The organism is Pantoea sp. EA-12 (assembly GCF_030053355.1).
Lineage (GTDB): Bacteria > Pseudomonadota > Gammaproteobacteria > Enterobacterales > Enterobacteriaceae > Pantoea > Pantoea vagans_C.
Genome location: NZ_JASGBY010000003.1, coordinates 106,731 through 132,835, shown reverse-complemented (window position 1 = coordinate 132,835; position 26,105 = coordinate 106,731). Strand labels below are relative to the sequence as shown.

The window sequence follows — 26,105 nt, the reverse complement described above, 5'->3', positions numbered from 1 at the left end:
CAATGAGCGGCGCAGGCAAAACGCTGAAGTTAAAAAAACAGGAAGATAAGGCCAGCTTTATAAGCTGGCGTTTTGCGTTGCTGTGCGGCTGTATTTTACTGGCTCTGGGCGGCTTGCTGTCACGCGTTGCGTGGTTGCAGGTGATCAATCCTGACAAGCTGGTGAAAGAAGGAGATTTGCGTTCCCTGCGTGTGCAATCCGTTCCTACTGCTCGTGGGATGATAAGCGATCGTGCAGGTCGTCCTTTAGCCGTGAGTGTGCCGGTGAATGCGATCTGGGCCGATCCCAAAGAGCTGGCAGAACATGGCGGGGTCTCTCTGGATAGCCGCTGGAAAGCGCTTTCCGATGCGCTGTCGATCCCACTGGATCAACTGGCTGCACGCATCAACGCAAACCCGAAAGGGCGCTTTATCTATCTGGCACGTCAGGTCAACCCGGCGATTGGCGAGTATGTCAAAAAACTTCGTTTGCCAGGCATTTACCTGCGTGAAGAGTCACGCCGCTATTACCCAGCAGGCCAGGTCACCGCGCATCTGATTGGCTTCACCAACATTGATGGTCAGGGCATCGAAGGAATCGAAAAAAGTTTCGATAAATGGCTGACCGGTGCACCGGGCGAACGTACCGTGCGTAAAGATCGCAATGGCCGCGTGATTGAAGATATCTCTTCCGTAGACAGCCGCGCTGCTCACAACCTGACACTGAGCATTGATGAGCGTTTGCAGGCGCTGGTTTACCGTGAACTGAATAATGCTGTGGCATTTAACAAAGCGGAGTCGGGTACCGCGGTTCTGGTGGATGTGAACACCGGTGAAGTGCTGGCGATGGCCAACAGCCCAGCCTACAACCCCAATAATCTCAGCAACACCCCGAAAGATGTGATGCGTAATCGCGCGATTACCGACATCTTCGAGCCCGGCTCCACAGTGAAGCCGATGGTGGTGATGACCGCACTGCAACGCGGTGTAGTGAAAGAGAACAGCGTCCTGAATACCGTGCCGTACCGCGTGAATGGTCATGAGATCAAAGACGTGGCGCGCTACAACGAATTGACCCTTACCGGGGTTTTACAGAAGTCGAGTAACGTCGGGGTTTCACGTTTGGCGTTAGCGATGCCCTCCTCAGCACTCGTAGAAACTTACGCGCGCTTTGGACTGGGTAAACCGACCAATTTGGGGCTGGTCGGGGAAAGTAGTGGCTTATACCCTCAAAAACAACGGTGGTCTGACATAGAGAGGGCCACCTTCTCTTTCGGCTACGGGCTAATGGTAACGCCGTTACAGTTAGCGCGAGTCTACGCAACCATTGGCAGCTATGGCATCAATCGCCCGCTGTCGATCACCAAAGTTGACCCGCCAGTGGCGGGTGAACGCGTTTTCCAGGAAGACCTGGTGAAAACGGTGATGCACATGATGGAAAGCGTTGCATTGCCTGGCGGTGGTGGTGTGAAAGCTGCGATCAAAGGCTATCGCATCGCTATCAAGACCGGTACCGCCAAAAAGGTCGGGCCGGATGGACGCTACGTAAATAAATACATTGCTTACACTGCAGGCGTTGCGCCTGCCAGTCGCCCTCGTTTTGCACTGGTGGTGGTGATCAACGATCCCCAGGCCGGTAAATATTATGGTGGTGCGGTTTCTGCACCGGTGTTTGGCGCCATCATGGGCGGAGTGCTGCGTACCATGAACATCGAGCCTGATGCGTTGCCAACAATTGATAAGAACGAGTTGGTGAAGAACAGAAGTGAGGAATCAAGTGACCGATCGTAACCTGCGCGAATTACTGGCCCCGTGGGTGCCGGGCGCGCCGGCGCGTCCACTCCGTGACATGACACTGGATAGCCGCGCAGCGGCTGCTGGCGATCTGTTTATCGCCGTGGCGGGCCATCATGCTGATGGACGTCGTTTTATTCCGCAGGCTATTGCACAGGGCGTAGCGGCAGTGATTGCCGAAGCCGAGGGCGAAGCCAGCGATGGAGATATCCGCGAGATGCACGGCGTCCCGGTTATCTATCTGGCGCAGTTGCAGCAGCGTCTCTCTGCACTGGCCGGGCGCTTTTATCAGCAGCCTGCTGAAAAACTCAAATTGATCGGCGTTACAGGCACCAATGGAAAAACCACCACGACACAGCTCATTGCTCAGTGGGCCAACCTGCTAGGCGAAACCGGCGCAGTGATGGGCACGGTGGGGAATGGCCTGTATGGTCAGCTGGTGCCTACTGAAAACACCACCGGCTCTGCGGTTGATGTGCAGCATGTGTTGAATGATCTGGTCGAGCAGGGCGCAACCCTGGCGGCGATGGAAGTCTCTTCACACGGTCTGGTGCAACACCGCGTGGCTGCGCTACCGTTTGCCGCCGCTGTGTTCACCAACCTCAGCCGCGATCATCTTGACTATCACGGCGATATGCAGAGCTACGAAGCGGCGAAATGGCTGCTGTTCTCTGAGCATCAGGTGAATGCTGCGATCATCAATGCCGATGACGAAGTGGGCCGCCGCTGGCTGGAAAAATTACCGGATGCGGTTGCCGTTACCATGGGCGACAATTTGCAGCCGGGTTGCCATGGCCGCTGGCTTAAAGCCACTGCAGTGAACTATCACGATGGCGGTGCGCATATTCAGTTCAGCTCAAGCTGGGGTAACGGTGAATTTGACAGCCGCCTGATGGGCGCATTCAACGTCAGCAATCTGTTGCTGGCCTTAGCGACCTTGCTGACGCTCGATTATCCGCTGGAGGCGCTGGTCTCAAGCGCCTCGCAGTTGCAGCCGGTATGTGGTCGCATGGAAGTATTCACCGCGCCAGAAAAACCCACGGTAGTGGTGGATTATGCTCACACTCCCGATGCGCTGGAAAAAGCGCTGGAAGCCGCTCGTTTGCACTGCAAAGGCAAGCTGTGGTGCGTGTTTGGCTGTGGCGGCGATCGTGACAAAGGCAAACGTCCACTGATGGGCGCGATTGCCGAGCAGTTCTCTGACATTGTGGTGATCACTGACGACAATCCGCGCAGCGAAGAGCCTGGCGCGATTGTTAACGATATTCTGACTGGCCTGCTCGATCCCGGCCGCGCTCGCATCGTTGCAGGACGTGCGCAAGCGGTCACTAACGCGGTGATGCAAGCCAGCGCTGATGACATCGTGCTGGTGGCCGGTAAAGGCCACGAAGACTATCAAATCATTGGCAACCGCCGCCTTGATTACTCCGACCGTGAAACTGTCGCCCGCTTGCTGGGGGTGATGGCATGATTCCGATTTCCCTGAAAACACTGGCAGAGATCAGCGGTGGTGAATTGCTGGGGGCAGACCTGACCATTGCGGATGTGACGAGCGACACGCGTAAGGTTACCGATGGCAGTCTGTTTGTGGCGCTGGTGGGTGAACGTTTTGATGCGCATGATTTTGCGAACGATGCCATCGCTAACGGTGCCAAGGCGCTGCTGGTAAGTAAGCACTTGCCGGTGGATGTGCCACAGGTGGTGGTCGCGGATACGCGTATTGCTTTTGGTCAGCTAGGTGCCTGGGTGCGCCAGCAGTCAAAAGCCCGTGTGGTGGCGTTGACCGGATCATCTGGCAAAACCTCCGTCAAAGAGATGACGGCGGCAATTCTGCGCCAGTGTGGTGAGACCCTGTACACTGCGGGCAACCTGAACAATGATTTTGGCGTGCCGATGACACTGCTGCGCCTGACGCAGGATCACGATTACGCAGTGATTGAGCTGGGTGCCAATCATCAAGGCGAAATTGCTTACACCACCGATCTGGTGCGCCCTGAAACCGCGCTGGTGAATAACCTGGCCGCGGCGCACCTGGAAGGATTTGGTTCACTGGCTGGCGTGGCGAAAGCCAAAGGCGAAATTTTTGGCGGATTGCCAGTACATGGCACCGCGATTGTGAATGCCGAGAGCAATGACCTCGCCAACTGGCAGTCACAGTTTGTCGATAAAACGCTGTGGCGCTTCTCCCCGCAGCCGATGGCAGAGGCGGAATTCCGCGCCAGCGACATTGTGCTGCGTGCGGATGCCACGCTGTTTACCCTGCATACTCCGCGCGGTGACATTGCTGTGGCGTTGCCTTTACCCGGACGTCACAACATTGCCAACGCACTCGCGGCGGCAGCGTTGGCGCTGTCGGTTGATGCTCCGCTGAGCGCGATTCAATCTGGCCTGAAAACCCTGCAGCCCGTGCCGGGCCGCCTGTTCCCGATTCGTCTTGCTGACAATCAGTTACTGCTCGATGACAGCTACAACGCCAACGTCGGTTCCATGACGGCGGCTGCGCAAGTGTTAGGCGATATGCCGGGCTACCGCGTGATGGTGGTCGGGGATATGGCCGAGTTGGGCGATGAAGCCGAACAATGTCACCAGCAGGTAGGGGAAGCCGCGAAGGCAGCGGGTATTGATTGTGTGTTGAGTACCGGCACGCTGAGCCGATTGATCGGTGAAAGCAGCGGTAAAGGCGAACATTTCGCCACTAAAGCCGATCTGACGGAACGTTTACGCACATTGCTGTCCCAACATCGGGACATCACTATTTTGGTTAAAGGCTCACGTAGCGCCGCCATGGAGCAGGTCGTCGAGAGCTTACAGGAGAAAGGAACATGCTAGTCTGGCTGGCCGAACATCTGGTCGCACTTTATTCCGGCTTTAACGTCTTCTCGTATCTGACGTTTCGCGCCATTGTCAGCCTGCTGACCGCTCTGTTCCTTTCGCTGTGGATGGGGCCGCGTTTGATTGCCTGGCTGCAGAAATTGCAGATTGGCCAGGTGGTACGTAACGACGGTCCAGAGTCGCACTTCAGTAAACGTGGTACGCCGACCATGGGCGGCATCATGATCCTCACCTCGATTACCGTTTCGGTGCTGATGTGGGCTTATCCTTCCAACCCGTATGTGTGGTGTGTATTGGCGGTACTGGTGGGCTTTGGCGTAATTGGTTTTGTCGATGATTATCGCAAAGTGGTACGCAAAGACACCAAAGGTCTGATTGCCCGCTGGAAATACTTCTGGATGTCGGTGATCTCGTTGGGCGTGGCTTTTGCCCTGTATGCCGCAGGACACGGCACGCCAGCCACGCAGTTAGTGGTGCCGTTCTTTAAAGACATCATGCCGCAGTTGGGCCTGTTTTATGTGTTGCTGGCCTACTTTGTGATTGTCGGTACCGGTAATGCCGTAAACCTCACTGATGGTCTGGATGGTCTGGCGATTATGCCAACCGTGTTTGTCGCCGCAGGCTTTGCGCTGGTGGCATGGGCGACCGGTAACGTGAAGTTTGCTGAATATCTGCATATTCCTTATCTGCGTCACGCGGGTGAGTTGGTGATTGTGTGTACTGCCATCGTCGGTGCCGGACTGGGCTTCCTGTGGTTCAACACCTACCCGGCGCAAGTCTTTATGGGGGATGTCGGCTCACTGGCGCTGGGTGGCGCGCTGGGCACCATCGCGGTGCTGCTGCGTCAGGAGTTCTTGTTGGTGATCATGGGCGGCGTGTTTGTGGTTGAAACCCTGTCGGTGATCTTGCAGGTGGGGTCGTTCAAGCTGCGCGGTCAGCGTATTTTCCGCATGGCACCGATTCACCACCACTATGAACTGAAAGGCTGGCCGGAGCCGCGCGTGATTGTGCGCTTCTGGATTATTTCACTGATGCTGGTGCTGATTGGCCTGGCAACGCTGAAGGTACGTTAATCATGGCTGACTATCGGGGCAGAAAAGTCGTCATCATCGGATTAGGCATTACCGGCCTGTCCTGTGTTGATTTCTTCCTCGCGCAGGGCGTTACGCCTCGCGTGATGGATACCCGTGTGTCTCCGCCGGGCCTCGATAAACTGCCTGAGTCGGTAGAACGCTATGTTGGCGGTATCAACAGTGACTGGTTGCTGGCGTCCGATTTGATCATCGCCAGCCCGGGCATCGCGTTAGCGCATCCAGCGTTGAGTGAAGCTTCGGATGCCGGGATCGAGATCGTTGGCGATATCGAACTGTTCTGCCGTGAGGCGCAGGCACCGATTGTCGCCATCACCGGTTCGAACGGTAAGAGCACCGTCACCACCCTGGTGGGCGAGATGGCGCGTGCGGCAGGCTGGCAGGTGGGCGTGGGCGGCAATATCGGTTTGCCGGCACTCACCCTGTTGAAATCTCCGGCGCAGCTGTATGTACTGGAGCTTTCCAGCTTCCAGCTTGAAACCACTTACAGTTTAAAGGCCGCAGCGGCGACCATTCTCAACGTGACTGAAGATCATATGGATCGCTATCCGTTGGGTATGCAGCAGTATCGCGCGGCGAAACTGCGCATTTATGAAAATGCCCGCATCTGCGTGGTGAATGCCGACGATGGCATGACCATGCCCGTTCGTGGCGTTGACGCGCGCTGTGTCAGTTTCGGCATTAACCTTGGCGACTACCATCTGACGCAACAGCAAGGCAGCACCTGGCTGCGTGCCCAGGGCGAACGCGTGTTGAACATCGATGAGATGACGTTGGTGGGGCAACATAACTACACCAACGCCCTCGCTGCACTGGCGCTGGCTGATGCCGTCAATATTCCACGAGCATCAAGCCTGAAAGCGTTAACCACCTTCACCGGCCTGGCGCACCGTTTCCAACTGGTGCATGAAGCCAACGGCGTGCGCTGGATTAATGACTCCAAAGCCACCAACGTCGGCAGCACCGAAGCGGCACTCAATGGCTTGCAGGTGAAAGGCACCTTGTGGCTGCTGATGGGAGGTGACGGCAAATCGGCTGATTTCAGTACCCTGACGCCTTATCTGCAGGGGGACAACGTACAGCTGTTTTGCTTCGGTCGCGACGGTGATGCACTCGCCGCACTGCGCCCGGAGATTGCCACGCGCACCGAGACCATGCAGCAAGCGATGGCGTTGATTGCACCTCAGGTCAAAGCCGGCGATATGGTGCTGCTTTCCCCTGCGTGTGCCAGCCTTGACCAGTTCCGTAATTTTGAACAGCGTGGCGATCAGTTCGCGCAACTGGCGAAGGAGTTGAGCTGATGCGCATTCCGGGTGCCAGTATTGCCAGCTTCTTCTCCGTTCGCTTACGCGATTGGGTGATGGGCGGTCGTGAAAATGATGACGCGCCGGTGGTGTTGTACGATCGCACGCTGCTGTGGCTGACCTTTGGCCTGGCGATCATTGGTTTTGTGATGGTGACATCGGCGTCAATGCCGGTTGGGCAGCGTTTGAATGAAGACCCGTTCTACTTTGCCAAGCGTGACGCGTTTTACATCGCACTCGCCTTGGGGATGGCGCTGGTGACACTGCGCGTGCCAATGGATTTTTGGCAGCGCTACAGCAACGTGATGTTGATGGCATCAGTGGTGATGCTGCTGATTGTGCTGGTGGTTGGCAGCTCTGTTAACGGTGCATCACGTTGGATCGCGATCGGTCCCTTACGTATTCAGCCCGCGGAGTTATCGAAACTCTCGCTGTTCTGCTATCTCGCCAGTTATCTGGTGCGCAAGGTGGAAGAGGTGCGTAATAACTTCTGGGGCTTCTGCAAGCCGATGGGCGTGATGGTGGTGTTGGCCGTCTTGCTGTTGGCACAGCCTGACCTCGGGACGGTGGTGGTGTTATTCGTCACCACGCTGGCGATGCTGTTCCTCGCGGGGGCGAAGATGTGGCAGTTTCTGGCGATTATCGGCTCCGGTATTTTTGCTGTTGTCCTGCTGATTATCGCCGAACCATACCGTATGCGCCGTGTGACCTCCTTCTGGAATCCATGGGAAGATCCCTTCGGCAGCGGTTACCAGCTGACGCAGTCCCTGATGGCATTTGGCCGTGGCGAATTCTGGGGGCAAGGCTTAGGCAACTCGGTGCAGAAACTGGAATATCTGCCGGAGGCACATACCGACTTTATCTTCTCCATCATTGGCGAAGAGTTGGGTTATGTCGGTGTGGTTTTAGCGCTGTTGATGGTATTCTTCGTCGCTTTTCGCGCGATGTCGATTGGTCGCCGTGCTCTGGAGATCGATCAGCGCTTTTCGGGCTTTCTCGCTTGTTCAATTGGCGTGTGGTTTAGCTTCCAGGCGCTGGTTAACGTCGGTGCAGCTGCAGGTATGCTGCCGACCAAAGGTCTGACATTGCCGCTGATCAGTTACGGTGGTTCGAGTCTGATCATCATGTCGACTGCCATCGTGTTTTTATTGCGCATTGATTATGAAACGCGTCTGGCAAAAGCGCAGGCGTTTACCCGAGGTGCTCGATGAGTAGCAAGCGGCTGATGGTGATGGCCGGCGGAACCGGTGGACATGTGTTCCCGGGTCTGGCAGTGGCCCATCACCTGATCGAACAGGGCTGGCAAGTACGCTGGCTGGGAACCGCTGATCGCATGGAAGCGGATTTGGTACCGAAGCATGGCATCGAGATTGAGTTTATCCGCATCAGCGGTTTACGCGGAAAAGGCGTGAAAGCTTTGTTACTGGCACCGGTCAGAATTTTCAATGCATGGCGTCAGGCGCGCCGCATCATGAAAAACTGGCAGCCGGATGTGGTACTCGGTATGGGCGGATATGTTTCCGGACCGGGTGGTCTCGCGGCGTGGAGCTGCGGTATTCCTGTGGTACTGCACGAGCAGAATGGTATTGCTGGGCTGACCAACAAATGGCTGGCGAAAATCGCTACCAAAGTGATGCAAGCCTTTCCGGGTGCATTTCCCACCGCGGATGTCGTTGGCAACCCGGTGCGCACCGATGTGCTGGCACTGCCTTTGCCCGCAGAACGTCTGAGTGGCCGCATGGGGCCGATTCGCGTGCTGGTGGTCGGTGGCAGCCAGGGGGCGCGAATTCTTAATCAGACGATGCCGCAGGTTGCCGCGCAGCTGGGTGAGGCTATCACTCTCTGGCATCAAACCGGTAAGGGCGGGCTGGAAACGGTGCAACAGGCTTATCGCGATGCAGGACAGCCACAGCATAAAGTCACCGAGTTTATCGATGACATGGCCGAAGCCTACGCATGGGCCGATGTGGTGGTGTGCCGTTCGGGCGCATTGACGGTGAGCGAAGTGGCTGCCGCAGGTTTACCGGCCATTTTTGTGCCTTTCCAGCACAAAGATCGTCAGCAGTACTGGAACGCGCTGCCGCTTGAAAAAGCGGGCGCGGCCAAAATTTTCGAGCAGCCGCAATTTACTGCTGCTGCGGTCGCGGACACGTTACGCGATTGGGATCGCACCACGCTATTGGCTATGGCAGAAAAAGCCCGCCAGGTCGCGATTCCTGATGCAACCGATCGGGTTGCGCAAGAAGTCGCACGCGTCGCGAAATAAGTTAACAGGTTGGTTTGACTGACCCGTACCTGAATGCAGGTACAAACGGGATAAACAGGTAATTGAGACAGATGAATACACAACAATTGGCAAAACTGCGTTCTATTGTGCCCGAGATGCGTCGCGTCCGGCACATTCACTTTGTCGGCATCGGTGGTGCTGGCATGGGCGGTATTGCCGAAGTGTTGGCGAACGAAGGCTATCACATTAGTGGGTCCGACCTGGCACCTAATCCTGTGACCCAGCATCTGGCCGCGCTAGGGGCGACAATCTATTTCAACCATCGTCCGGAAAACGTGACCGATGCGAGCGTTGTGGTGGTGTCAACCGCAGTGGCGCAGGACAACCCAGAATTGGTTGCGGCACGTGAACAGCGTATCCCGGTGATTCGCCGTGCCGAAATGCTGGCTGAATTGATGCGTTTCCGTCACGGCATCGCGATTGCCGGCACGCACGGTAAAACCACCACCACGGCGATGGTGACCAGTATTTATGCCGAAGGCGGATTAGATCCTACCTTCGTTAACGGCGGGTTAGTCAAAGCGGCGGGCACACATGCGCGCCTGGGAACCAGCCGTTACCTGATTGCGGAAGCCGATGAGAGCGACGCGTCCTTCCTGCATCTGCAGCCGATGGTGGCGATCGTCACTAATATCGAAGCAGATCATATGGACACCTATCAGGGCGATTTCGAAAACCTGAAGCAGACGTTCATTAACTTCCTGCATAACCTGCCGTTCTACGGTCGTGCGGTGATGTGTGTCGATGATGTGGTGATTCGCGATCTGATCCCACGCGTGGGGCGTCAGGTCACCACTTACGGCTTTAGTGATGATGCTGACGTCCGCATTGAAAACTACGAGCAGCGTGGCGCGCAAGGGCACTTCACGCTGATTCGCCAGGATAAGCCCGTGCTGAAAGTGACCCTGAATGCACCAGGACGTCACAATGCATTAAATGCGGCGGCTGCGGTAGCAGTTGCCAGCGAAGAGGGCATTGAAGACAACGCCATCCTCGCGGCGCTGGAGAGCTTCCAGGGCACAGGACGCCGCTTCGACGTGTTAGGCGAGTTTGACACCGCTGCCGTCAACGGCAATCCTGGCAGTGCGATGCTGGTTGATGACTACGGTCATCACCCAACTGAAGTGGACGTCACCATCAAAGCAGCCCGTGCGGGCTGGCCAGATAAAAAACTGGTGATGGTATTCCAGCCGCACCGCTACACGCGTACGCGCGATCTGTTTGATGACTTCGCGAATGTGCTGTCACAGGTGGATGTCCTGCTTATGCTGGACGTTTATCCGGCCGGTGAAGCGCCAATTCCGGGCGCAGACAGTCGCTCACTGTGCCGCGCCATCCGTAACCGTGGCAAGGTTGATCCGATTCTGGTGTCAGAACATGACGCATTACCGGATGCGCTGGCACCGCTGCTCTCTGGCGACGATCTGGTGATCGTGCAGGGCGCAGGCAATATCGGCAAAATTGCCCGTAAACTGGCTGAAATCGAATTGCAGCCTGCTGCAAAAGCGGAGGCACGTCATGGCTGAGAAAGTCGCCGTCCTGATGGGCGGAACCTCGGCAGAGCGCGATGTGTCGCTCAATTCGGGCAGCGCGGTATTAGCGGGTCTGCGCGAAATGGGCATTGATGCGCACGGTGTTGATACCCGTGATGTCTCGGTACTCGACCTGAAAGCGCAGGGTTTTGCCAAAGTGTTCATTGCATTACATGGCCGTGGCGGTGAAGACGGCACGCTGCAAGCGGTGCTGGAGTTCCTGCAAATGCCTTACACCGGCAGCGGCGTAATGGCTTCGGCCATCACCATGGATAAACTGCGCAGCAAACTGCTGTGGCAGGGCAGAGGATTGCCATCGGGTAGATTTGTCTGGCTGACGCGTCAGCAGCACGATGCCGGTTTGGATGCGGCAACGCAGGCGTCGATCGCCGCTCTTGGTTTACCGCTGTTCGTGAAGCCAAGCTGTGAAGGTTCAAGCGTAGGCATTAGCCGCGTTAACAGCGTTGAGGCCTTGCCTGCAGCGCTGGAAGAGGCTTTCCGTCACGATAATGACGTGCTGATCGAAGCGTTTCTCAGCGGTGCAGAATACACCGTGGGTATCCTGGGGGATGAAATTCTGCCATCCATCAGAATAAAAACCGCCAGCGAGTTCTATGACTATGAAGCTAAATACATTTCTGACGATACTGAATACTTCTGTCCGAGCGGTTTAAGCGCAGAGAAAGAAGCAGAATTGCAGACATTGGTGTTGGCGGCATGGCGTGCACTGGGATGCAGCGGTTGGGGCCGTGTGGATGTGATGGCTGACGGTGAGGGTAATTTCCAGTTGCTGGAAGTGAATACCTCCCCTGGCATGACCAGCCATAGCCTGGTACCGATGGCGGCCCGACAGGCGGGATACAGTTTCCCGCAGTTAGTCGCCCGTATTCTGGAGCTGGCTGACTGATATGTCTCAGGCGGCCCTACGCGTTAGAAATCGCGAACCCCAGGAGCGAAGCAGCACCGGGCGTAGCAACGGTGCACGGCTGTTTGGCATCGTGTTCCTGCTGATGGTGTTGGGCATCATGGCGGCTGGCGGCTTGGTGGTGCTGAAGTGGATGAATGATGCTTCGCGCCTGCCGTTATCGAAACTGGTGGTGACAGGTGAAACGCACTACACCACGCACGATGATATTCGCCAGGCCATTTTGTCGCTTGGCGCGCCGGGGACGTTCATGTCGCAAAACGTGGACATCATCCAGCAGCAGATTGAGCGTTTACCGTGGATTAAGCAGGTCAGTGTGCGTAAGCAGTGGCCTGATGAGCTGAAGATTAACCTGGTAGAGTATGTTCCGGTGGCTCGCTGGAATGACTCCCACATGGTTGACGCCGATGGCGTCTCCTTCAGCGTCCCGGCCAGCCACATCGGTAAAGAAACGTTGCCGATGTTGTATGGCCCGGAAGGCAGTGAAACAGAGGTGCTGGCCGGTTATCACACCATGCGTGATGTGCTCCAGGCCAGCAAGTTTACCCTGAAGGTCGCGTCGATGACGGCGCGGCGCTCGTGGCAGTTAGTGACCAGCGACGATGTGCGCATCGAGCTGGGTCGCAGCGACACCATGAAGCGTCTTAACCGTTTTATTGAGCTCTATCCGGAGCTGCAACAGCAGGGCCAGAGTCAAAACAAGCGCATTGCGTATGTCGATTTGCGCTATGACTCGGGTGCCGCAGTAGGCTGGGCAGCGGCTCCGTTGGAGCAACAGGACAGTAATCAGCAACAAAACCAGGCACAGGCTAAACCACAATGATCAAGGCAACGGACAGAAAACTGGTAGTAGGACTTGAAATCGGCACCGCCAAGGTTGCCGCCCTGGTTGGGGAAATTCTGCCTGATGGTATGGTCAACATTATTGGGGTGGGCAGTTGCCCGTCTCGTGGTATGGATAAAGGTGGCGTAAACGACCTTGAGTCAGTGGTGAAATGCGTTCAGCGTGCCATCGACCAGGCCGAACTGATGGCTGATTGTCAGATTTCGTCGGTTTACCTTGCTTTATCGGGCAAACATATCAGTTGTCAGAACGAAATCGGGATGGTTCCGATTTCGGAAGAGGAAGTCACTCAGGATGATGTAGAGAACGTGGTACATACGGCGAAATCCGTACGCGTGCGCGATGAACATCGTATCCTGCATGTGATTCCTCAGGAATATGCCATTGATTATCAGGAAGGCATCAAGAACCCGGTGGGGCTTTCCGGCGTGCGTATGCAGGCAAAGGTGCACTTGATCACCTGCCACAACGACATGGCAAAAAATATTGTTAAAGCCGTTGAACGATGCGGCCTGAAAGTTGACCAACTGATTTTTGCCGGACTGGCATCCAGTTTTTCAGTTCTGACAGAAGATGAACGTGAGCTGGGAGTCTGTGTTGTTGACATCGGTGGCGGTACAATGGATATCGCAGTCTATACTGGCGGCGCACTGCGTCACACCAAAGTGATCCCTTATGCAGGGAATGTGGTGACCAGCGATATCGCGTATGCCTTCGGTACGCCACCAACCGATGCAGAAGCCATTAAAGTCCGTCACGGTTGTGCATTGGGCTCGATTGTAGGTAAAGACGAAAACGTCGAAGTGCCAAGTGTGGGTGGACGTCCACCGCGCAGCCTTCAACGTCAAACGCTGGCGGAAGTGATTGAGCCGCGTTACACCGAACTGCTGAATCTGGTGAATGACGAGATTCTGCAACTGCAGGAGCAACTGCGCCAGCAGGGCGTGAAACATCATCTGGCGGCCGGTATCGTGCTGACCGGTGGTGCGGCGCAGATTGAAGGCCTGGCCGCTTGCGCACAGCGTGTGTTCCACACACAGGTGCGTATTGGCCAGCCACTTAACATCACTGGCCTGACGGATTACGCGCAGGAGCCGTATTACTCAACTGCAGTCGGTCTGCTGCATTACGGCAAAGAGTCACATATGAACGGTGATGCAGAAACGGAAAAACGTGCTTCAGTGGGCAATTGGTTTAAACGTATCAATAGTTGGCTGAAGAAAGAGTTTTAATTTTTAAAAAGGAGACCATGCAGGCAATGTTTATGGTCTCCAGGCGACAGGCACATAACGGAGAGAAATCATGTTTGAACCTATGGAATTAACCAATGACGCGGTGATTAAAGTCATCGGCGTCGGCGGTGGCGGTGGCAACGCCGTAGAGCACATGGTACGCGAGCGTATCGAAGGTGTAGAATTCTTCGCTGTAAACACCGACGCACAAGCGTTGCGTAAAACAGCGGTTGGCCAGACGATTCAGATCGGGACCGGTATCACTAAAGGTCTCGGTGCGGGTGCCAATCCGGAAGTCGGTCGTACCTCAGCGGAAGAAGATCGCGAAGCACTACGTTCTGCGCTGGAAGGTGCAGACATGGTGTTTATTGCTGCTGGCATGGGCGGCGGTACCGGTACCGGTGCAGCGCCAGTGGTGGCTGAAGTAGCAAAAGATTTGGGTATCCTGACCGTTGCGGTGGTGACTAAGCCATTCAACTTTGAAGGCAAAAAGCGTATGGCTTTTGCTGAGCAGGGTATCGCAGAGCTGTCTAAGCATGTTGATTCACTAATCACCATTCCTAACGATAAGCTGCTGAAAGTGCTGGGTCGCGGTATCTCTCTGTTGGATGCGTTTGGCGCAGCTAACGACGTGCTGAAAGGCGCGGTGCAGGGCATCGCAGAGCTGATTACTCGCCCGGGCTTGATGAACGTTGACTTCGCTGACGTGCGTACCGTGATGTCAGAAATGGGTTACGCGATGATGGGTTCAGGCGTGGCATGCGGTGAAGACCGCGCTGAAGAAGCGGCCGAAATGGCGATTTCCAGCCCACTGCTGGAAGACATCGACCTGTCAGGTGCGCGCGGCGTGCTGGTCAACATCACGGCGGGCTTCGACCTGCGTCTGGATGAGTTCGAAACTGTGGGTAACACTATCCGTGCCTTCGCCTCTGACAATGCAACCGTGGTGATCGGTACTTCTCTGGATCCAGAGATGAACGACGAACTGCGCGTGACCGTTGTTGCCACCGGTATTGGTATGGACAAGCGTCCAGAAATCACTCTGGTGACCAACAAGCCGGCCACTCAGCCAGTGATGGACCATCGTTACCAGCAGCACGGTATGGCGCCGCTGCCTCAGGAACAAAAACCTGCGGCAAAAGTGGTCAATGACCAGCCTGCATCATCTAACAAAGAGCCAGATTACCTCGATATTCCAGCCTTCCTGCGTAAGCAGGCTGACTAAGAATATCCTGATAATTGGGATTCTCCGCTCTTTGTGCTAAAGTGTTCGCCCGCCGGTAATTTATACTGGCGGTCGGATGGGTAATATTGCGAGATAAAGCGATGATCAAACAAAGGACATTAAAACGTATTGTTCAGGCGACAGGTGTCGGTTTACATACCGGCAAGAAAGTCACGCTGACCTTACGCCCTGCGTCGGCTAATACCGGGGTCATCTATCGTCGCACTGACTTGAATCCACCGGTTGATTTCCCGGCTGATGCAAAATACGTGCGCGACACCATGCTGAGTACTTGCCTGGTGAATGATGAAGGCGTGCGTATTTCGACGGTTGAACACCTGAATGCAGCATTGGCTGGCCTGGGCATTGATAACATTATCGTTGAAGTCGATGCGCCAGAAATTCCAATCATGGATGGCAGTGCCGCGCCTTTTGTCTATTTGCTGATGGATGCAGGCATCGAAGAGCTGAACAGCGCGAAGAAATTCGTCCGCGTTAAGCAAACGGTGCGTGTGGAAGATGGCGATAAGTGGGCTGAGATCAAACCGTACAACGGTTTCTCGCTCGATTTTACTATCGACTTCAAACACCCAGCGATTGACTCAAGCTCGCAGCGTTACCAGCTGAACTTCTCGGCTGAGGCGTTTGTTCGCCAAATCAGCCGCGCGCGCACTTTTGGTTTTATGCGTGAAATCGAATATCTGCAGTCTAAAGGCCTGTGCCTGGGCGGTAGCTTAGACTGTGCGATCGGACTCGATGATTTCCGCGTACTTAACGAAGACGGTCTGCGCTTTGAAGATGAATTCGTTCGTCACAAAATGCTGGATGCTATCGGTGATTTGTTCATGTGTGGTCATAACGTGATTGGCGCATTCTCTGCGTTCAAATCGGGCCATGCGCTGAACAATAAATTACTGCAAGCGGTTCTGGCTAAGCAGGAAGCCTGGGAATGGGCAACCTTCGAAGACGAGGCTGAACTGCCGCTGGCATTCAAAGCACCAAATTTAGTGCTGGCGTAAGCCAGACGTAAAAACGGCAGGTCTCGCTGACACCCTCTCCGGTCAGCCGAGCCTGCCGTTTTTATTGCCTGATAATCAATCCTGCAAGACCGCTCGCAATTCTTCACTCAGACTGGCGAAAGCCTGTACAAAAAACGTGAATTCCCCCGTAAGCCCTTTAAACACTGGTGTCGTCGCCCCACATAAGTGCTATTATCTGGCGCTCGTATGAGTAGGGGCGTGGATGACCACGGCAGCTCCATCACTTATTTAATTAAACTCTGGACAGGTTGTGATCGGGATTTTCTCACGCTGGCGACAATTAGGCAGACGCTATTTCTGGCCTCATCTCTTGTTAGGGATGGTGGCGGCCAGTTTGGGCTTGCCTGCCTGTGCGCAAAGTGCGGAACCCACGGCGACTGACTCGCCCATCAGCAGCCTGTTTGTCGGTAACGCTGTTCATTTCGATCATCTGATTCGCCTGCAGGAAAGTGCACGTCGACCGAACTTTAACGTCGATTACTGGCATCAGCATGCGATTCGCACCGTTATCCGCCATCTTTCGTTCAGCATGACCCCGCCCGCTGAAGCGGAGGCCGAACAAGCTGCGCCGCTGGCGGCACAAAAGCTGGCGTTAATTGATTCGTTGCAGGCGCTGCTGACATCGCCTGCACAACCCGCTCTGGCGCTTGACGCGCAGAAAACCCCGGGTCATCACGACCTCTCCATCCCGACTTCTGCTGACTGGCAGGCTGCTATCCATGGCATCCGCGCAGGGCCACTCAACGCTTAACTGCTAACTTTTTTCCACATCCTGTTTTAGATTTTCCAGACCGTAAATTACGGCTGAATTGAGAAAAATTTATCATGTTAATCAAATTATTAACCAAGGTTTTTGGCAGCAGTAACGATCGTACTCTGCGCCGTATGCGCAAAATTGTTGATGTCATCAACAAGATGGAACCGGATTTCGTTAAGTTGTCTGATGATGAGCTGAAAGCCAAAACCGATCTGTTCCGCGAGCGTCTGAAAAAAGGTGAGAGCCTTGAAAGCCTGATCCCAGAAGCTTTTGCCACCGTGCGTGAGGCCAGTAAGCGTGTGTTTGGTATGCGTCACTTCGATGTGCAGCTGATCGGCGGTATGGTGCTGAATGAGCGTTGCATCGCGGAGATGCGTACCGGTGAAGGTAAAACCCTGACCGCAACCCTGCCGGCCTATCTGAATGCGCTGAGCGGCAAAGGCGTCCACGTTGTTACCGTCAACGACTATCTGGCCCAGCGTGATGCGGAAAACAACCGCGCACTGTTCGAGTTCCTCGGCCTGTCTATCGGTATCAACCTGCCGAATATGCCTGCTGTGGCGAAGCGCGCCGCATACGCCGCTGATATCACTTACGGTACCAATAACGAATACGGTTTTGACTACCTGCGTGACAACATGGCGTTCAGCCCGGAAGAGCGCGTCCAGCGTAAACTGCACTATGCGCTGGTGGATGAAGTTGACTCCATTCTCATCGATGAAGCGCGTACACCGTTAATCATTTCCGGACCGGCGGAAGACAGCTCTGAGCTTTACACCAAAGTAAACAAAATCATCCCGCACCTGGTGCGCCAGGAGAAAGAAGACTCTGACACCTTCCAGGGTGAAGGTGATTTCTGGGTGGATGAAAAAGCACGTCAGGCTCACATGAGCGAGCGCGGCCTGGTCAAGGTCGAAGAGCTGCTGGTCAGCCAGGGCATCATGGAAGAGGGTGAGTCACTTTACTCCCCAACTAATATCATGTTGATGCACCACGTTACCGCTGCGCTTCGTGCCCACGCGCTGTTTACCCGCGACGTTGACTACATCGTTAAAGACGGTGAGGTCATCATCGTTGATGAACACACCGGACGTACCATGCAGGGTCGCCGCTGGTCAGACGGCTTGCATCAGGCGGTTGAAGCCAAAGAGAGCGTCGAGATCCAGAACGAAAACCAGACGCTGGCATCCATTACTTTCCAGAACTATTTCCGTATCTACGAAAAACTGGCCGGTATGACGGGTACTGCAGATACCGAAGCGTTTGAATTCAGCTCTATCTACAAGCTCGATACCATCGTGGTGCCAACCAACCGTCCGATGGTGCGTAAAGACATGGCCGATCTGGTCTACATGACCGAGAAAGAGAAGATTGATGCCATCATTGAAGACATCCGTAACTGCACAGCAAAAGGTCAGCCAGTGCTGGTCGGTACCATTTCAATTGAAAAATCAGAAGTGGTCTCCCAGGAATTGACGCGTGCGGGCATTAAGCACAGCGTACTGAACGCTAAATTCCACGCCAGCGAAGCGGATATTGTTGCTCAGGCGGGACAGCCTGCAGCCGTGACTATCGCGACTAACATGGCCGGTCGTGGTACCGACATCGTTCTCGGTGGTAGCTGGCAGGCAGAAGTTGCTGCGCTGGAAGAGCCGACAGAAGAGCAAATTCAGGCGATTAAAGAGGCGTGGAAACTACGTCACGATGCGGTACTGGCATCGGGCGGTTTACACATTATCGGTACTGAACGTCACGAATCTCGCCGTATCGATAACCAGCTGCGCGGCCGTGCCGGTCGTCAGGGTGATGCCGGTTCATCTCGCTTCTACCTGTCGATGGAAGATGCGCTGATGCGTATTTTTGCCTCGGATCGTGTCTCTAACATGATGCGTAAACTGGGTATGAAGCCGGGCGAAGCGATCGAGCACCCATGGGTGACCAAAGCGATTGCTAACGCGCAGCGTAAAGTGGAAAGCCGCAACTTCGATATTCGTAAGCAGCTGCTGGAATACGATGACGTGGCTAACGATCAGCGTCGCGCCATTTACAGCCAGCGTAATGAACTGCTGGATGTGTCCGATGTGTCCGAAACCATCAACAGCATCCGTGAAGATGTGTTCAAAGCGACCATCGATACCTACATTCCGCCACAGTCTCTGGAAGAGATGTGGGATGTTCCGGCGCTGGAAGAGCGTCTGCGTAACGATTTCGACCTCGATCTGCCGATTGCCGAGTGGCTGGACAAAGAGCCAGATCTGCACGAAGAAACGCTGCGTGAACGTATCATGACTCATGCACACGAAAGCTATGCCGCCAAGGAAGAAGTGGTGGGCGCTGAGATGATGCGTAACTTCGAGAAAGGCGTGATGCTTCAGACGCTGGACTCACTGTGGAAAGAGCACTTAGCGGCGATGGATTATCTGCGCCAGGGTATCCATCTGCGTGGTTATGCGCAGAAAGATCCGAAGCAGGAATATAAGCGTGAATCCTTCTCTATGTTCGCTGCGATGCTGGAATCACTAAAATATGAAGTGATCAGCACCCTGAGCAAGGTACAGGTGCGCATGCCAGAAGAAGTTGAAGCGATGGAGCAGCAGCGTCGTGAAGAAGCGGAACGTCTGGCACAGCAGCAACAGTTGAGTCATGTTGATGATGAAACGGCGGCTGCCGCTGCACTGGCTGCACAAGGCGGAGAGCGCAAAGTCGGGCGTAACGATCTGTGCCCATGCGGTTCCGGTAAGAAGTACAAACAGTGTCACGGCCGTCTGGCCTGATAAACAAGGAGCCTGCGGGCTCCTTTTTTATTTGAGTGTCGGCATCGGGTTAACATTACTGGGCGACTGCTTTAAAATCAGCGCTCACTTACTCAAAGCGGAATCCAGCTTATGAAACACCTGCAGGTCGCGGTGGGCATCATTCGCAATGCCAGTCACCAGATCTTTCTTGCTCAGCGCGCGGCAAGCTCTTACATGGCCAACAAATGGGAGTTTCCTGGCGGCAAAATCGAACAGGATGAAACCGCGGAACAAGCCCTGAAGCGTGAATTGATGGAAGAAACAGGCATCGATGTGACGGCAGCCAAAGCCATCGGTTTAGCCGATCACAGTTATGATGACCTGCGCGTCACACTGCATTTCTTTCTGGTGGAAGGATGGAACGGTGAGCCCTATGGTCGAGAAGGGCAGCCACAACGCTGGGTTGAGCAGCGGGATCTGGTCGCGGATGAATTTCCTCCCGCAAACCACCAACTGATTGCTCAGTTAGTCGCTGGCGAGATTTAAGCCAAGGGGCGGTGCCCCTTGCGCATCAGTGCTGCTCTTCACTCCAGTCATCGCTGTCGGTCAGATCGCTGTCACTGGGGATGCGTTTCTCCTCCGCTGCCCATTCGCCCAAATCAATCAGCTGACAACGTTTGCTGCAAAACGGGCGCCACGGACTCAACTCATCCCACATCACGTCTTTACCGCAGTTCGGGCAGGGTACGGTAATCATCTCTTCTTGCATAACATCCTCTAGCAACAGGCTAATTCAAAATTCAGTCGAGCGGGGACTTCCCCTCGTTCGCTATCAAGTGGCAGGAAGCGAATAGCGTAACGGCTCTTATGGCCTGAGACTTGCGGGTAAAGCGCATCTTCCAGGGTGAGTTGCAGGCGCAGTAAGTCAGAGCCTTCAGCATTATCCTGATAAAAACCGTTGAGGCTGGTTTGATGACGAAAGGCACCAGACTGGCGAATCAGATCGAGGATTAGGGTCAGGCTATTGCGCAGCGGCATCAGGGACTCCAGCCAGCCGTTCACCTGAATATCCCGCAGTGACTGTTCCTGATGGAGCCAGATATGCAGGCTGGGCAAATCAAAACTGCAGCAACCGCCGGGTATGCTCAAGCGTTGGCGCACCAGCGCGATGAGGCGATCTTCACGTAACTGTTGTCCCATGCGTGGGGCAGCCATTAATTCAGTGGATTGGCGTTTTAAACGATCGCGCAAACTGACAATGGTTTGTTCGTCGACACCGGGCACATCCAGCCAGGCACGCAGCTTTTGCTGCTGGCGCTCCAGTTCTTTGAGTAACTCGGTGCGCATATCACCGCGTTCGAAGATATCCAGCAAATCACCCATAATACGAAACACTGCCAGGGCAGATACCGAGCCGCTAACAGGGACCGTTTCATGTAACTGGTTCAGCAGAAACTCGACACGCAACCAGGTGCGCATCTTCTCATTCAGTGGGTGTTCAAATAGAACAACTGTGCTCATGATGTTAATCCTGTCGGGTTGCTGCCAGGCGTAAATAGCACTGGTGAAGTTCAGCAACGCGCGGTAACGCCTGCTCGGGTGTACCGCTATTATCAATGATGTCATCCGCACAGGCTAAGCGCTGTTCGCGACTGGCCTGCGCGGCAAGAATATGTTTCGCCTGGCTGAGCGTAATGCCATCGCGTGACTGCGTTCGCTGAAGTTGCGTTGCCTCATCCACGTCGACGACCAGAATGCGATCGGCCTGATGTTGTAAGCCGTTCTCCACCAGCAGTGGCACTACCCACAATACATAGGGTGAAGTCGCGAGTAATTTTAACTGATGTGTTCGCGCATTGATGAGTGGATGAAGTAACTGATTAAGCCAGTTTTTCTCCTTTGGCTGCTGGAAAATAATTTCCCGCAACCGAGCGCGATACAGCGCCCCTTCTGCCGTCAGGATCGACTCACCATGGCGTTTAACTATCGCCGATAAGGCCGGGGTGCCGGGCTCAACCACTTCTCTGGCAATCACATCGGCGTCAATGATATCAACGCTCAGCGCCGCGAAAGCGTTGGCAATGGTGCTTTTACCGCTGCCAATACCTCCGGTGAGCGCAACGGTAAAAGGCATCGCGTTCTCTCGGAATGTGTCTCATCGGCGACCATAGGTCGCAGCAAGATGAGAGCATGATCACAATCAATTTTCTCAGCTAAATTTAAGGGATTGTAGCCTAAATAAAGTGAAATTCGCAGTCTTGTCACGTCAGTAATGGCGCGTATGATAACGAGACTGGAGCCGTGAGCGCTACCCGAACTGCGGTTCGTCGTCACTAACCAGGACATCCTGCTATGCGTATTGAAGAAGATTTAAAGCTGGGCTTTAAAGATGTTTTAATCCGGCCTAAGCGCTCCACCTTAAAAAGCCGTTCTGAGGTTGAACTTGAACGCACCTACACCTTCAAACACTCTGGCCTGAACTGGACGGGCGTGCCGATAATTGCCGCCAATATGGATACGGTCGGTACCTTTACCATGGCCGAAGCCTTGGCGAGTTTCAACGTGTTGACGGCAGTGCATAAACACTACAGCGTTGAAGCCTGGCAGGCATTCATTCAGCGTGTCTCACCAACGGTACTGCGCCATGTGATGGTCTCTTCCGGCACTTCAGAATCTGACTTTACCAAGCTGGGCGCGATCCTGGCACTGACGCCGCAGCTGAATTTTATCTGCATCGATGTCGCTAACGGTTATTCAGAGCACTTTGTTGAATTCCTGCAGCGTGTTCGGGAAAGTTTTCCCGGTAAGACCATCTGTGCGGGGAACGTGGTAACCGGTGAGATGGTAGAAGAGTTGATCCTTTCCGGTGCGGATATCGTCAAAGTCGGCATTGGTCCCGGTTCAGTGTGCACCACCCGCGTCAAAACCGGCGTCGGCTACCCACAATTATCCGCAGTAATTGAGTGCGCGGATGCCGCACATGGACTCGGTGGACAAATTGTCAGTGATGGCGGCTGTTCTGTTCCTGGTGATATTGCGAAAGCCTTTGGCGGCGGAGCCGATTTCGTCATGCTCGGTGGGATGTTGGCGGCGCACGATGAGTGCGAAGGTTCCATCGTTGAAGAGAATGGCGAGCAATTTATGCTGTTCTATGGCATGAGCTCGGAGTCGGCGATGAAACGCCACGTTGGCGGTGTTGCCCAATATCGCGCAGCAGAAGGTAAAACCGTGCGGCTGCCGCTGCGTGGCCCGGTTGAAGAGACGGTGAAAGATATCCTCGGCGGATTACGCTCTGCCTGCACCTACGTTGGGGCTGAACGGTTGAAAGAGCTGACAAAACGCACCACCTTCATCCGTGTAGCAGAACAGGAAAACCGGGTGTTCACACGTTAATGTCAGAAACAGGTGCGCGCGGTGCGCACCTGCTAACGGATAGCCTCTCCCAGGCCAAATACCGGCAAGTACATTGCAATCACCAACGTTCCAACGATGCCGCCTATCACCACCATCATCAGTGGCTCCAGCGATGCCGCAAGGGTATCCGCACGAGACAGAGTTTGAGCTTCATGCCATTCAGCCAGACGCGCCAGCATCACATCCAGCGCTCCCGCTTCCTCTCCGACGCGAATAAGTTGAGCACACAGCGGCGTGAAGAGTGCATGTTGTTGCAGTGCTTGATGCAGCGGTGTGCCAGCGGCGATATGCTGTTGCAGTGCGACAATGTCCTCACGCCACAGACATGAAGACAAGGTGACTTCTACCGCCTGCAGGCTATGCAGCAGGGTTAAACCGGCCTGCTGTGTCAGGTGCATAATGGCGTAGATCTGACTCAGTTGCCCTCCGCGCCACAGTGGAGACAACAGCGGCAGGCGCAAGAGCCCGCGTTGTACACGCCGTTGCCATGGCATTGAGCGACGATAAAGCCACTTGCCAATCAATATCAGCGCGGCGATGAGCAGCGAAAGGGGAACGGCAGCCTGCTGTAACCCCTCTGACAGTGCGATGACTGCCGCAGTGAAAGCGGGAAGTGGTGCATTAAAGCTGGCATACACGGAGACGAATTCTGGCAGGACAAACAGCAACATACCTGCACTGACCGCCATCGCAACCAGCAGAATAAACAGCGGATAGCGCAGCGCTTTGACTACTTTCTGGCGCAGATGCTGTTGCTTACTTTGCTGAAGCGCCAACTGTCGGCAGCACTCATCGAGTTGGCCTGTCAGTTCCCCCACCTCCATTAATGCTGGAAAGAGCGGCGGAAATATCTGCGGCCAGGCACGCAGTGCCTGCGAGAAAGTGTCTCCCGCCATAACCCGTCGGTGTAATTCACTCAGTAACACGCGCCATCCCGCATGCGGATGGCCCTCAGCCAGCAAGGTCAGGCTTTCCGCCAGCGGCAGGCCTGCCTTCAGCAAAGTGGCCAACTGACGAACCAGGTCAATTTTCAGCTGCCATTTCCAGTCCCGTGCCCGCCAGCATCGGCCGCGATGCCAGCTGACAGGCAGCATTCCGCGGTCCGAGAGCTGATTAAGCAACGAATCTTGGTTTGCCACTAGCGAGGTGCCGTCCAGTAACAACCCCATAGTGTCGAGAGCCTGCCAGCGGTAAGAATAGAGATTAGCCATCGCCCAATCCCACGACGCGCTGCATCTCCTCGAAAGACGTTTCTCCCCGACTTACCGCATCCAGCCCGGCGGTGAGCAAGGTTTTCATCCCCAGTTCATTGGCTAGCGCGATAACGTGCTCCAGCGGCATATCGGCCGATATCGCGTTTTGCAGCTTATTACTCATCGGTAGAATTTCGAACAGCGCAACACGACCGTAATAGCCGGAAAAACAGTGGTCACATCCCGGTGCGCGCCAGGTTTGCAGTGTGCCTGGCCACATTTCATGGGGTAAGTGGGCAATGGCCTGTGCCGGCTGGCGACAATGCGTACACAGGCGCCTGACCAAACGCTGTGCTACCACCAACTGCAACGCTGGACCGAGTAGATAACCGGGAATATCCATCTGCCGCAAGCGCGTGAGAGTTTCAGCGGTAGAGTTTGTGTGTAGGGTCGAGAGTACCAAATGCCCGGTTTGTGCCGCTTTCACGGCAATGCTGGCGGTTTCGGCATCGCGGATCTCTCCTACCATGATGACATCAGGATCCTGCCGCAAAAGTGCGCGCAGCACGCGGTTAAAATCGAGGCCGCTGCGTGGATGGATCTGGGTCTGATTGATGCCATCGAGCGGGATCTCAACCGGATCCTCAACACTGCATACATTCTTATCCGGCACGTTCAGCGCGCTCAATCCACTGTAAAGCGTGAAGGTTTTTCCGCTGCCTGTCGGTCCGGTGACCAGAATCAGCCCCTGTGGTTTTGCCAGGGCATTTTTCAACAGGCGTAATTGTGCGAGCGGCATACCCAGCTTATCCAGCGTGATGGCGCTGTTTTCACTTTGCAGCAGCCTGACCACCGCTTTTTCGCCGTGGCTGGTGGGGAGCGTGGAGAGGCGAAAGGCCATCATCTGCTCATCGATCTGTAACGTAAATTGACCATCCTGTGGCAGACGGCGTTCGGCAATATCCAGCCCCCCCAGGATTTTGAGCCGAGCCAGCACCGCAGCAGGTTGTGCATCAGGCAGTTGTGACAATTTATGCAGCACGCCATCAATGCGCAGTCGGATGCGTAAGCCATGGCGTTGTGGTTCAAAATGCACATCCGAAGCGCGCCGATGACTCGCCTGACGCAGAATGTTTTCCACGGCGTTTATCGCAGACTCTGACGTTGCAGGTTCACGCGAAGCAGCAGCGGCATTGGGGTTATGCAGTAGCTGCTCCAATCGCGCGGCGGGCCAACACTCGACTTCAACTTTGCACTGGCTGGCGAATTGCAACGCCTCAAGCAGGAGCGGGTCGGGGGTCTCTGCAACGGCGACGCGCAGCAATGTCGCATCATGTTGCAGCATTACGGCTTGATAGCGCGCGCACAAGTTCTGCAATGCCGGGTTAGATTGTTCCATCGTTAGCTGTCCTTATCGGCAAAACGAAACTGTTCCATGCAGCTATCGCGTAGGCTGGCGTTGGTGCTGACGCAACTGCGTTGCCAGTCAATTGCGCCTTCCGTGGCATTCCAGGTCGGCGTCATCTCCACCTGCAAACCGCTGAGACTCTCCTGACCGACTAAGGAAATCACCCCATTAGCCACGCTCAATGTCGCGACATAACGCGAGCCTTTGGCCGCAGGAATACCCCCTGCCCCCGCCTGGCACTGTGCTGGATCGCCACGCTCAATGGCGCAAAGCTCCACCGCAGTTTTATAGGGCACCATGGTTTGCAACATGTCGGTGAGTGCCGCGCGTTGCAGGTAGTTTTGATAGCTGGGCAGGCCGATTGCGCTAAGAATGGCCACAATGCCAATCACAATCATTAATTCGATTAGGGTAAAACCCCGTTGTCTTTCCATCGTCAGGCTCCTTGTTGTGGAGCGGCTAAGGTAGGAAACGGCGGTGAGCAGCGAAACCAAGACTGTGACGAAGTGGAAAA

General features: G+C 55.0%; 23 protein-coding genes. 17 read left to right on the top strand and 6 right to left on the bottom strand.

Annotated features, from left to right (window positions below):
* Nucleotides 1–2 precede the first annotated feature (2 nt).
* From ftsI to mutT, 16 genes are all read left to right on the top strand, one after another.
* The gene (gene ftsI, locus QMZ30_RS05875; protein ID WP_039329353.1) at nucleotides 3–1,769 is read left to right on the top strand and encodes a peptidoglycan DD-transpeptidase PBP3; all 1,767 of its coding nucleotides are present in this window, start codon (nucleotides 3–5) and stop codon (nucleotides 1,767–1,769) included.
* Nucleotides 1,756–3,243 carry a UDP-N-acetylmuramoyl-L-alanyl-D-glutamate--2,6-diaminopimelate ligase gene (gene murE / locus QMZ30_RS05870; protein WP_283226693.1) on the top strand — a complete coding sequence of 496 codons (1,488 nt, stop codon included), beginning with the start codon at nucleotides 1,756–1,758 and terminating at the stop codon, nucleotides 3,241–3,243. The genes ftsI and murE overlap by 14 nt, the downstream gene beginning before the upstream one ends.
* A complete protein-coding gene (murF, locus tag QMZ30_RS05865) occupies nucleotides 3,240–4,601 on the top strand; it encodes a UDP-N-acetylmuramoyl-tripeptide--D-alanyl-D-alanine ligase (protein ID WP_283226692.1) in 1,362 nt (453 codons plus the stop codon). Before murE ends, murF begins: the two co-directional genes overlap by 4 nt.
* Nucleotides 4,595–5,677 (top strand): phospho-N-acetylmuramoyl-pentapeptide-transferase, encoded by a 1,083-nt coding sequence (mraY, locus tag QMZ30_RS05860; RefSeq protein ID WP_039329348.1) that lies wholly within the window; start codon nucleotides 4,595–4,597, stop codon nucleotides 5,675–5,677. Before murF ends, mraY begins: the two co-directional genes overlap by 7 nt.
* Before the next feature lie 2 nt (nucleotides 5,678–5,679).
* The gene (murD, locus tag QMZ30_RS05855) at nucleotides 5,680–6,996 is read left to right on the top strand and encodes a UDP-N-acetylmuramoyl-L-alanine--D-glutamate ligase (RefSeq protein ID WP_283226691.1); all 1,317 of its coding nucleotides are present in this window, start codon (nucleotides 5,680–5,682) and stop codon (nucleotides 6,994–6,996) included.
* Nucleotides 6,996–8,210, top strand: coding sequence for a cell division protein FtsW (gene ftsW / locus QMZ30_RS05850; RefSeq protein ID WP_283226690.1), 1,215 nt, complete (start codon nucleotides 6,996–6,998; stop codon nucleotides 8,208–8,210). Before murD ends, ftsW begins: the two co-directional genes overlap by 1 nt.
* Nucleotides 8,207–9,265 carry an undecaprenyldiphospho-muramoylpentapeptide beta-N-acetylglucosaminyltransferase gene (gene murG / locus QMZ30_RS05845; RefSeq protein ID WP_058971180.1) on the top strand — a complete coding sequence of 353 codons (1,059 nt, stop codon included), beginning with the start codon at nucleotides 8,207–8,209 and terminating at the stop codon, nucleotides 9,263–9,265. Before ftsW ends, murG begins: the two co-directional genes overlap by 4 nt.
* Nucleotides 9,266–9,336: 71 nt before the next feature.
* On the top strand, nucleotides 9,337–10,812 hold the full coding sequence (gene murC, locus QMZ30_RS05840; protein ID WP_039329341.1) for a UDP-N-acetylmuramate--L-alanine ligase: 1,476 nt from the start codon (nucleotides 9,337–9,339) through the stop codon (nucleotides 10,810–10,812).
* Nucleotides 10,805–11,725: a D-alanine--D-alanine ligase gene (locus tag QMZ30_RS05835; protein ID WP_283226689.1), complete on the top strand. Its 921-nt coding sequence runs from the start codon at nucleotides 10,805–10,807 to the stop codon at nucleotides 11,723–11,725. The genes murC and QMZ30_RS05835 overlap by 8 nt, the downstream gene beginning before the upstream one ends.
* A gap of 1 nt (nucleotide 11,726) precedes the next feature.
* Entirely contained in the window at nucleotides 11,727–12,566 is an 840-nt protein-coding gene (ftsQ, locus tag QMZ30_RS05830; RefSeq protein WP_039329338.1) for a cell division protein FtsQ, read from the top strand.
* Nucleotides 12,563–13,819, top strand: coding sequence for a cell division protein FtsA (gene ftsA / locus QMZ30_RS05825; RefSeq protein ID WP_013507861.1), 1,257 nt, complete (start codon nucleotides 12,563–12,565; stop codon nucleotides 13,817–13,819). The genes ftsQ and ftsA overlap by 4 nt, the downstream gene beginning before the upstream one ends.
* 70 nt (nucleotides 13,820–13,889) lie before the next feature.
* Nucleotides 13,890–15,044: a cell division protein FtsZ gene (gene ftsZ, locus QMZ30_RS05820; RefSeq protein ID WP_039329333.1), complete on the top strand. Its 1,155-nt coding sequence runs from the start codon at nucleotides 13,890–13,892 to the stop codon at nucleotides 15,042–15,044.
* Between the two features lie 101 nt (nucleotides 15,045–15,145).
* The gene (lpxC, locus tag QMZ30_RS05815; RefSeq protein WP_039329331.1) at nucleotides 15,146–16,063 is read left to right on the top strand and encodes a UDP-3-O-acyl-N-acetylglucosamine deacetylase; all 918 of its coding nucleotides are present in this window, start codon (nucleotides 15,146–15,148) and stop codon (nucleotides 16,061–16,063) included.
* Nucleotides 16,064–16,334: 271 nt separating this feature from the next.
* The gene (secM, locus tag QMZ30_RS05810; protein ID WP_283226688.1) at nucleotides 16,335–16,835 is read left to right on the top strand and encodes a secA translation cis-regulator SecM; all 501 of its coding nucleotides are present in this window, start codon (nucleotides 16,335–16,337) and stop codon (nucleotides 16,833–16,835) included.
* 74 nt (nucleotides 16,836–16,909) lie between these two features.
* The gene (gene secA / locus QMZ30_RS05805; protein ID WP_283226687.1) at nucleotides 16,910–19,615 is read left to right on the top strand and encodes a preprotein translocase subunit SecA; all 2,706 of its coding nucleotides are present in this window, start codon (nucleotides 16,910–16,912) and stop codon (nucleotides 19,613–19,615) included.
* A 111-nt stretch (nucleotides 19,616–19,726) separates the two neighbouring features.
* Complete coding sequence (mutT, locus tag QMZ30_RS05800) at nucleotides 19,727–20,122, top strand: 8-oxo-dGTP diphosphatase MutT (RefSeq protein ID WP_039329325.1); 396 nt, start codon at nucleotides 19,727–19,729, stop codon at nucleotides 20,120–20,122.
* 25 nt (nucleotides 20,123–20,147) lie between these two features.
* Here mutT and yacG read toward each other — a convergent pair whose 3' ends face one another.
* From yacG to coaE, 3 genes are read right to left on the bottom strand one after another with little or no spacing between them, the layout of a single operon-like run.
* The gene (yacG, locus tag QMZ30_RS05795) at nucleotides 20,148–20,345 is read right to left on the bottom strand and encodes a DNA gyrase inhibitor YacG (protein ID WP_034829659.1); all 198 of its coding nucleotides are present in this window, start codon (nucleotides 20,343–20,345) and stop codon (nucleotides 20,148–20,150) included.
* A gap of 8 nt (nucleotides 20,346–20,353) precedes the next feature.
* Complete coding sequence (gene zapD, locus QMZ30_RS05790; protein WP_283226686.1) at nucleotides 20,354–21,097, bottom strand: cell division protein ZapD; 744 nt, start codon at nucleotides 21,095–21,097, stop codon at nucleotides 20,354–20,356.
* Between the two features lie 4 nt (nucleotides 21,098–21,101).
* Entirely contained in the window at nucleotides 21,102–21,710 is a 609-nt protein-coding gene (gene coaE / locus QMZ30_RS05785; protein WP_283226685.1) for a dephospho-CoA kinase, read from the bottom strand.
* A 218-nt stretch (nucleotides 21,711–21,928) separates the two neighbouring features.
* On the opposite strand from coaE, the gene QMZ30_RS05780 reads away from it, so the two are divergent.
* The gene (locus QMZ30_RS05780) at nucleotides 21,929–22,969 is read left to right on the top strand and encodes a GMP reductase (protein ID WP_283226684.1); all 1,041 of its coding nucleotides are present in this window, start codon (nucleotides 21,929–21,931) and stop codon (nucleotides 22,967–22,969) included.
* A 32-nt stretch (nucleotides 22,970–23,001) separates the two neighbouring features.
* Here the strand turns inward: QMZ30_RS05780 and hofC are convergent, their stop codons facing one another.
* Genes hofC through ppdD form a run of 3 tightly spaced genes read right to left on the bottom strand, consistent with a single transcriptional unit; the run spans nucleotide 23,002 to nucleotide 26,025 of the window.
* Nucleotides 23,002–24,201 (bottom strand): protein transport protein HofC, encoded by a 1,200-nt coding sequence (gene hofC / locus QMZ30_RS05775; RefSeq protein ID WP_283226683.1) that lies wholly within the window; start codon nucleotides 24,199–24,201, stop codon nucleotides 23,002–23,004.
* Nucleotides 24,194–25,582 (bottom strand): type II secretion system protein GspE, encoded by a 1,389-nt coding sequence (gene gspE / locus QMZ30_RS05770; protein WP_283226682.1) that lies wholly within the window; start codon nucleotides 25,580–25,582, stop codon nucleotides 24,194–24,196. Before gspE ends, hofC begins: the two co-directional genes overlap by 8 nt.
* Nucleotides 25,583–25,584: 2 nt before the next feature.
* Nucleotides 25,585–26,025 carry a prepilin peptidase-dependent pilin gene (gene ppdD / locus QMZ30_RS05765; RefSeq protein ID WP_283226681.1) on the bottom strand — a complete coding sequence of 147 codons (441 nt, stop codon included), beginning with the start codon at nucleotides 26,023–26,025 and terminating at the stop codon, nucleotides 25,585–25,587.
* Nucleotides 26,026–26,105: the final 80 nt, after the last annotated feature.

What these genes read in the sequence shown, in the direction of transcription:
- QMZ30_RS05835 (WP_283226689.1), top strand. Translation starts at nt 10,805, where the DNA reads ATGGCTGAGAAAGTCGCCGTCCTGATGGGCGGAACCTCGGCAGAGCGC.
- mraY (WP_039329348.1), top strand. Translation starts at nt 4,595, where the DNA reads ATGCTAGTCTGGCTGGCCGAACATCTGGTCGCACTTTATTCCGGCTTT.
- gspE (WP_283226682.1), bottom strand. Translation starts at nt 25,582, where the DNA reads ATGGAACAATCTAACCCGGCATTGCAGAACTTGTGCGCGCGCTATCAA.
- lpxC (WP_039329331.1), top strand. Translation starts at nt 15,146, where the DNA reads ATGATCAAACAAAGGACATTAAAACGTATTGTTCAGGCGACAGGTGTC.
- murG (WP_058971180.1), top strand. Translation starts at nt 8,207, where the DNA reads ATGAGTAGCAAGCGGCTGATGGTGATGGCCGGCGGAACCGGTGGACAT.
- coaE (WP_283226685.1), bottom strand. Translation starts at nt 21,710, where the DNA reads ATGCCTTTTACCGTTGCGCTCACCGGAGGTATTGGCAGCGGTAAAAGC.
- yacG (WP_034829659.1), bottom strand. Translation starts at nt 20,345, where the DNA reads ATGCAAGAAGAGATGATTACCGTACCCTGCCCGAACTGCGGTAAAGAC.
- ftsZ (WP_039329333.1), top strand. Translation starts at nt 13,890, where the DNA reads ATGTTTGAACCTATGGAATTAACCAATGACGCGGTGATTAAAGTCATC.
- ftsW (WP_283226690.1), top strand. Translation starts at nt 6,996, where the DNA reads ATGCGCATTCCGGGTGCCAGTATTGCCAGCTTCTTCTCCGTTCGCTTA.
- secA (WP_283226687.1), top strand. Translation starts at nt 16,910, where the DNA reads ATGTTAATCAAATTATTAACCAAGGTTTTTGGCAGCAGTAACGATCGT.
- ftsI (WP_039329353.1), top strand. Translation starts at nt 3, where the DNA reads ATGAGCGGCGCAGGCAAAACGCTGAAGTTAAAAAAACAGGAAGATAAG.
- murC (WP_039329341.1), top strand. Translation starts at nt 9,337, where the DNA reads ATGAATACACAACAATTGGCAAAACTGCGTTCTATTGTGCCCGAGATG.
- mutT (WP_039329325.1), top strand. Translation starts at nt 19,727, where the DNA reads ATGAAACACCTGCAGGTCGCGGTGGGCATCATTCGCAATGCCAGTCAC.
- QMZ30_RS05780 (WP_283226684.1), top strand. Translation starts at nt 21,929, where the DNA reads ATGCGTATTGAAGAAGATTTAAAGCTGGGCTTTAAAGATGTTTTAATC.
- hofC (WP_283226683.1), bottom strand. Translation starts at nt 24,201, where the DNA reads ATGGCTAATCTCTATTCTTACCGCTGGCAGGCTCTCGACACTATGGGG.
- murF (WP_283226692.1), top strand. Translation starts at nt 3,240, where the DNA reads ATGATTCCGATTTCCCTGAAAACACTGGCAGAGATCAGCGGTGGTGAA.
- ftsA (WP_013507861.1), top strand. Translation starts at nt 12,563, where the DNA reads ATGATCAAGGCAACGGACAGAAAACTGGTAGTAGGACTTGAAATCGGC.
- ppdD (WP_283226681.1), bottom strand. Translation starts at nt 26,025, where the DNA reads ATGGAAAGACAACGGGGTTTTACCCTAATCGAATTAATGATTGTGATT.
- ftsQ (WP_039329338.1), top strand. Translation starts at nt 11,727, where the DNA reads ATGTCTCAGGCGGCCCTACGCGTTAGAAATCGCGAACCCCAGGAGCGA.
- murD (WP_283226691.1), top strand. Translation starts at nt 5,680, where the DNA reads ATGGCTGACTATCGGGGCAGAAAAGTCGTCATCATCGGATTAGGCATT.
- zapD (WP_283226686.1), bottom strand. Translation starts at nt 21,097, where the DNA reads ATGAGCACAGTTGTTCTATTTGAACACCCACTGAATGAGAAGATGCGC.